The organism is Frankia sp. AgKG'84/4, assembly GCF_023242965.2.
In the GTDB taxonomy this organism is placed as follows: domain Bacteria; phylum Actinomycetota; class Actinomycetes; order Frankiales; family Frankiaceae; genus Frankia.
Genome location: NZ_JALKFU020000272.1, coordinates 1 through 6,866, shown reverse-complemented (window position 1 = coordinate 6,866; position 6,866 = coordinate 1). Strand labels below are relative to the sequence as shown.

Annotated in this window: 3 protein-coding genes; all 3 read right to left on the bottom strand. The window is 71.1% G+C overall.

The window, feature by feature from the left end; genetic code table 11:
• Positions 1-3,080 (bottom strand): type I polyketide synthase (locus MXD58_RS16615; protein ID WP_250609514.1); only part of this gene is annotated, 3,080 nt, incomplete at its 3' end.
• A gap of 915 nt (positions 3,081-3,995) precedes the next feature.
• On the bottom strand, positions 3,996-4,604 hold the full coding sequence (locus MXD58_RS16610) for a GNAT family N-acetyltransferase (RefSeq protein WP_248836945.1): 609 nt from the start codon (positions 4,602-4,604) through the stop codon (positions 3,996-3,998).
• Entirely contained in the window at positions 4,601-5,962 is a 1,362-nt protein-coding gene (locus MXD58_RS16605) for an NsdA family TPR-like regulatory protein (protein ID WP_248836944.1), read from the bottom strand. Before MXD58_RS16605 ends, MXD58_RS16610 begins: the two co-directional genes overlap by 4 nt.
• Between the last annotated feature and the right edge of the window lie 904 nt (positions 5,963-6,866).

Genomic DNA, 6,866 nt, shown 5'->3' with positions numbered 1-6,866 from the left:
GCGCGATTCCCACCCTCCGGCGCGGTGGCCGGCGTGGCGGTGCCGCCCGGCGCCTCACCGGCCGCGTCGTCCGTCGTGTCGACCGTGGCGAGGCAGGCTGGTAGCAGGGCGGTGAGTACCGCGTCGGGGCCGAGTTCCAGGTAGGCGCCGGCACCGGCGGCGCGCAGGCCGCGGGCGCCGGCGTCGAAACGCACGGGCTGGCGCACGTGGCGCACCCAGTGCTCGGGGGTGGTCAGCTCGGCCGGGTCGTGCCGGCCCGTCAGCATCGACACGATCGGGATGGTCGGTTCCTGGTAGTCGACTCCGGCGGCGACCTCGCGGAACTCGGCGAGCATGTCGTCCATGTGCGGGGAGTGGAAGGCGTGGCTCACGGTGAGCCGGCGGGTCGCGACGCCGCGTTCCTGCCAGCCGGCGGCGACCTGCTCGGCGAGCTCGGCGTCCCCGGCGATGACGGTGGCCTCGGGCCCGTTGACCGTCGCGATCTCGACCTGGCCCGCGAGCCCGGCCAGCGACGCGGCGACCGCCTCCGCCCCGGCCCGGATCGAGATCATCGCCCCGCCGGAGCGGCAGGACTGCATCAGCCGGCCCCGGGCGGAGACCATCGTGACGGCGTCCTCGAGGGTCCACACGCCCGCGACGTGCGCGGCGACCAGCTCGCCGATGGAATGGCCGGCGAGCAGCCCCGGGTCCAGCCCCCAGGCGGTGACGAGCCGGAACAGCGCCGTCTCGAACGCGAACAGCGCCGGCTGGGTGTACTCGGTGCGGTCCAGGGCCTCGGCGTCGTCCGGGGCGGCGGCGAACATGACCCGGCGCAGCGGGCGGTCCAGGAACGGGTCGAAGCGGGTGCAGACCTCGTCGAGCGCGTCGGCGAACACCGGATAGGCCTCGTACAGGTCCCGGCCCAGGCCCGGACGCTGGCTGCCCTGCCCGGTGAACAGCAGCGCGAGCCGGCCCTGGGCGACCGCGGCGCGCACCGTGCCCTGCGTGAGGCCGCGGGCGCCGCGGCCGGCGGCCAGCGCGGACAGCCCCTTGGCGAGCCGCTCGTGGGGCGCTTCGGCGCCGACGACGATGGTCGCGCGGTGCTCGAAGCGGGACCGTCCCGCCAGGCTGTAGGCCAGGTCCGCGAGATCGAGGCCCGCAGTGGCGGCCAGATGCTCGCCGAGGCGCCCGGCCGCGGCCCGCAGCGCCCCCGCCGTCCGACCCGAGAGGACCACCGGCAGCGGCGCCGCCGTCTCGCCGGAGAACGTGTCGCGGGGCAGGACGTCGAGGTCGGGCGGGGACAGGTCCGCCGAGGCGGTGTCGATGGCCAGCTGGGTCGCCAGCGGATCCGTGGCGGTGCCCTCGGGGCTCGCCGGGCGCGGGCGCGGCAGCCGGTCGAGCGGGCCGTGCGGCGCCTCCTCGATGATGAGGTGCGCGTTCGTCCCGCTGATCCCGAACGCCGACACGGCGATCCGCCGGGTCCGGCCCGCCTGGCGCGGCCAGGGAACGGGATCGGTGAGCAGGCGCACGGCGCCGTCGGACCAGTCGACGTGCGGCGTCGGCTCCTCGACGTGCAGGGTCGCCGGCAGCATCTCGCCGGCGAGGGCCTGAACCGACTTGATCACACCGGCGACGCCGGCGGCGGCCATCGCGTGACCGATGTTCGATTTGAGCGAGCCGAGGTAGAGCGGCCGCCGCGGCGGGCGGGACCGGCCGTAGGTGGCCTGGATCGCCTGGGCCTCGATCGGGTCGCCGAGGACGGTGCCGGTGCCGTGCGCCTCCACCGCGTCGACGTCGGCGGCCCGCAGCCCGGCGTTCGCCAGGGTCTGGCGGATCAGGCGCTGCTGGGAGGTCCCGTTCGGCGCGGTCATCCCGTTGGTGGCGCCGTCGGCGTTGACCGCCGAACCGCGGACGACGGCGAGAACCTGATGGTTGTTGCGGCGCGCGTCGGAGAGCCGCTCGAGCAGCAGGACGGTCGCGCCGTCGGCCCAGCCGGTGCCGTCCGCGCCGGCGCCGAACGCCTTGCAGCGGCCGTCGGCGGCCAGCCCGCGCTTGCGGCTGAACTCGATCAGCATGGCCGGACTGGACATGACCGTCACCCCACCGGCGAGCGCCAGGTCGCACTCACCGGTGCGCAGCGACTGCCCGGCGAGGTGCACGGCCACCAGGGACGCCGAGCACTGCGTGTCGACGCACAGCGCCGGGCCCTCGAACCCGAAGGTGTACGACACCCGCCCGGCGATGACCCCCGACGCGTTGCCGGTCAGCATCTGGCCCTGCATGTCGTGCGGGGCCTGCGCCCAGGCCGGACCGTAGTCCTGCAGCGACACCCCGGTGAACACGCCGGTGCGGCTGCCGCGCAGCGTCCGCGGATCGAGCCCGGCGCGCTCGAGGGCCTCCCAGGAGATCTCCAGCATCAGCCGCTGCTGCGGATCGACCGCGCCGGCCTCGCGCGGGCTGATCCCGAAGAACCCCGCGTCGAAGCGGTCGATACCCGCCAGGAACCCGCCGTGGCGGGTGTAGGACGTGCCTGGACTGTCCGGGTCCGGGTTGTAGAGGCCGGTCAGGTCCCAGCCACGGTCCTCGGGCAGCCCGCCGAGCGCCTCCCGCCCCTCGCTCACCATCGCCCACAGCGCCTCCGGCGAGTCGACCCCGCCGGGCAGCCGGCAGGCCATCCCGACGATGGCGATCGAGTCCGCGCCGGCCGCGGTGGTCAGTCCCTGGGCGGAGGGGGTGTGGGTCTGCTCGTCGATGCCGAGCAGCTCCCGCAGCAGGTACGCGACGAGGGCCGCGGGCGTCGGCTGGTCGAAGAAGACGGTGGCGGGCAGGCGCAGCCCGACCGCCCGGGTCAGCCCCTCGTGCAGCCGGTCCGCGGTGTGCCGGTAGACACCGAGGCGGCGCCACGGAGCGTGGCGGTTGCCGCGCGCACCTCCGTCACCGTGGGTGGTCCCGACGGCCCTGGTCAGCTCGGCGTCGAGAAGGTCAAGAAGAAGATCCGTCTGGGTGGCACTCGGCATACCGGCCAGTCGGCCGCGCCACGTATCCGAATTCATGTTGGCCCGCTCCGGAGGTGAGTCCAGGATTTCGGCTGGCTTGGGCATAGGAACCTTCTCCCGACGGTATCTCAGCAGCGTCGATTGACCGGAATCGCTCACCCCCGATCGCGGCGATCCCATGTCTACCACGCCGGTTCCTATCGTGGAACGCCGAAACCGAAGCGCGTTACTCCGGCGATGTCGCATATCTGCGCAATAACGGACCGAACGGTCCGCGCGGGTTTCCGCCGTCCGGTGCGCCTTTCTCACCGGCTGGCGCGGCGGGGGTGATCACCGACACGGCCGGGCCATTCGCCTAGGCACTGCCTGGTCAGCTACGGGGCAGTGGCCGGTGCTGGCGTGTCGCCGGTGGCGTCGTCGGGTGCGCGGCCGCGGCGCAGCGCCGCTCGGCCTGCCGGGTGGCGGACCAGGCGGCCGGGTCGTCGGCCGGAACCATTGTGACGTGCCGGGAGATGTCCACCCCGGAGTTCAGATCGGTCTGAAAACGGGGGTCGCGGACCGGGCGGGAAATATCCCGCGCGTCGTGGTGGTCAAACTCGCGCTGGGCAGAGAAAGGGCCTTTCGGCGCGGGCTCCGGCGCTGCTGGCCGTAATGCACGTGGTCGCCGGAAACGAAGAGTCGAACCGGCCGATGCGGGCACGGAATCGATGTGGGGAATTCTCCCGGTCGCGCCGGTTCGGGGCGGTAGGGCCGCCGGTGACTCCCCGGGCCGGTCGCGCCGGGGGAGTGCGTGGCAGGAGCGTCAAGGCTTCGCCCGGATAACGCATGGTAGCGGTCGGGCAGGGCGCGGCCGATCGGTGGTGGCCGTCGGCTGCCGTCCTGCCCGACCGCTGCCTCAGGCGGCGCGCGGGGAGCGGGACGCGTGGTGCGTGGTGCGTGGTGCGTGGTGCGTGGTGCGTATGCGGTCGGTGCGAGTGCGAGTGCGAGTGCGAGTGCGAGTGCGAGTGCGGGGTCGGTCGGTCAGCGGGCGATGCTCGCGGCGTCGACGGGGATGCCGCCGGTGCGGCGCGGGACCGCGCCGGCCAGCCGGTCGTACCAGGACGCCCGGCTGATCGCGTACACGGCGTGCTGCTCGCCGTGCAGGAGCTGGGTGCGCGCCCGCGTCATGCCGAGCCGTTGCGCGACGCCGATGGAGGGCAGGTTGTCCGGCAGGATGACCGAGATGACCTCGGCCAGCTGGGGCTGGTGGGCGAAGGCCCAGCTGATGGCGGCCGAGCCCGCCTCGCGGGCGTAGCCGCGGCGCCAGCGGTCCCGGCGGATGAACCAGACCGCCTCGATGCCCGGCCAGGTCGGCTCGGTCCACAGGCCGGCACGGCCGACCAGCTCACCGGTGGCCTGTTCCACAACAGCCCATGGGCCGACGCCGGTCAGCGCCCAACAGCCGATGTTGCTGGCCATCGCATGCCACACGCTGTCCGGATCGCTACGGCCACCGATGTAGCGGGTGAACTCGGGATCCGACCAGATGGCCGCGAAACCTGGGACGTCGCCGTTCTCCAACGGACGCAGGACGAGCCGTTCCGTGGTGATTGTCGGAATTGCGCCATTCGTGGTCTTTGCTGAATTCATCCTGCTCCGCCTGCCGGAAGGGTGCGGCAGGCCTCGAGGAAGGACGCCACCGCGGGGATCCGATGATGGGCCGGGGCAAAGGTGGACGCGCACTGCCGCAGCCGTGCCTTGACAGTATGCGTCAGTTCGTCCGGTGCGGTGCGGATGACGTCCATGGCGACCCGGGCCGCCTCCTCAGGCTCCGGCTCCCGGCCGATGAGGAACGTCGAGGCATACGACATGTAGGCGTGCTGCGATTCCTCGACGGTGTAGTCACCGCCCTTGCGCTGGTAGCCGGAGATGGCAATCGGGGCCCACTCGTGGGCCATGTCCACATCGCCCATGTTGACCGCGACGCCGGAACGGAACATCGCCACCGCCGCGGGGCCGACTGGCGTCTCGCCGGGCATCGGCGCCATCGAGCACGCCGCTGCCTCCATGCGGTTGAGCGAGCTCCGGGCGGCATCCTCGTCGCCCATCTTTGCATACGCCCGCGCCTCGTAGGCGGCCATGCGCGCATCCATGTAGGGATGGCTCACGTGCTGCACGACACTGAGCGCGGCGATGGCCTGACGATAGCGCTGGGTATGATATGCGATCGAGCTCTGCAGGGCGGCGACCGAAAGGATGAGCACCGGCTCGCCGATCTCGTGCGCATACGTTCCGGCCAGGCCGGCGAAGCGGCGCGCGGACCTGAAGTCGTTCGTGTTGAACGCGAGGCGGCCGAGGAAGTAGGTCAGCTGACCGCCGAGCATCGTGACGCGCGCCCTGGTGCCGGCCGACATCCTGCCGTCGAGGATCGACTCGATCTGCTTCCAGCGCCCGGCGACCTCGCCCAGCAGGGCGAAGTGCGGGGCCGAGCCGTAGACCTGCGCGATCTCGTCGACGTCGGACTCCAGCTCGTCGAGCGTGCGGTCCGAGGCGCTGCCGGTCTCGATCCGCTGCCGGGTGGAGGCCGCGAGGGCGGACAGGGCCGGCAGGGCCGGCAGGGCGGCAAACTCTCGCCGGTTCGTGGAAATCACCTCTTGGTCTATGGTCCTTACACCATCGGCCATCATGATTTCCTTTGGTGCAGGCACGTATTCGTCTACTGGTCTTCTCATGGGTGGTACGACACCCAGGCGTCGTGCCCGCTTCTCTCGATCCGCGGCGTCACGCAGCCGCCGAATTTCTCCCCCGCAGGGAAGGACGACGTCCAGTGCGTCCGAGAGATCTGGCGATGGCACCTCCCTTCCATTCACCGCGCGGGAAACCTGCTGACGCTTGAAGCCGGTCCTTTCGGCCAGTCTGCTGATGTTCGTTCTGTTGTCGTCGATCAGCGACTGAAGCATCGTCGCCAGCTCGTCCAGCGAATCATTGCGTTGCCGTTCAGCCTCCACCGTGGACCTCCCAGCCGCATCTGTGTCGGGGGGTGCAACGAGCCGTTGCGGGACAAGCACCCTCGTGTTGCAGTCTGTCGTCGAGCTGCGGCGAAGTGTGCCATGACACCAGTCGAGGCGCATCCGGGCCAACCGGGTGAATACCGCGGGAGTGCCCCCGCTTCCGGTGATCCAGTTACATTGTTTCGAGGAGGTTTCGTGACACCACCGAGCCCTTCTGCTGGAATACCCAGCTCCGTATCTACGTCCCTCGGCGGCGACGAAGTCGCCCACGCCACATCCTCGGGGATGGACGCCGAACTTTCCGTCTTCGCTCCGCAGTGGACTACCCGGGATGGGGGGGACATTCCGGCAAATCCGACGCACAGCGATGCGGTCTCGGGACCTTGGTCCCGCTATCGACGTCATCTCGACGGTCGGTCAACAGCCTGTCTACTGACCGGATGTGGCCCCCAGGACACCCCCGTTCGGGTACCCCCGACGGGCCTTCCTGTCCGCCGGCCCGGTCGGCACTGGATCCCGCCGCGCCCTCCGCGAGCGATCGACTTCTCCATCTCGGTGCTCGACGAGGAGGGGAACCAGATTGAGAACCTGGTGGGTTGGGCCACCGCGGAGGCCGCAGAGGAGCATGCGCGATCACTTTCCGGGGTTGCGAGCTATCGGATCGTGTCGTGTCGGCGTATCGAGGCGCACTGAGCGCGCATAGAGAACATCCTTGAGTGACATATGTGTGCTGGTCGGCGCTACTCCGTCGAGGCGATCCGGTCAACCGCAGACCGATCGATTGCGCCAGAGTCCGATCGAACCGCAGAGAGGGCCCGGACGGGCGGGCGCAACGCGAGCGAACCGGGCGTCTGGCGGAAGGTCGCGGTCCGCTCCCTGGTCACGAAGACCTCCAGCGGCT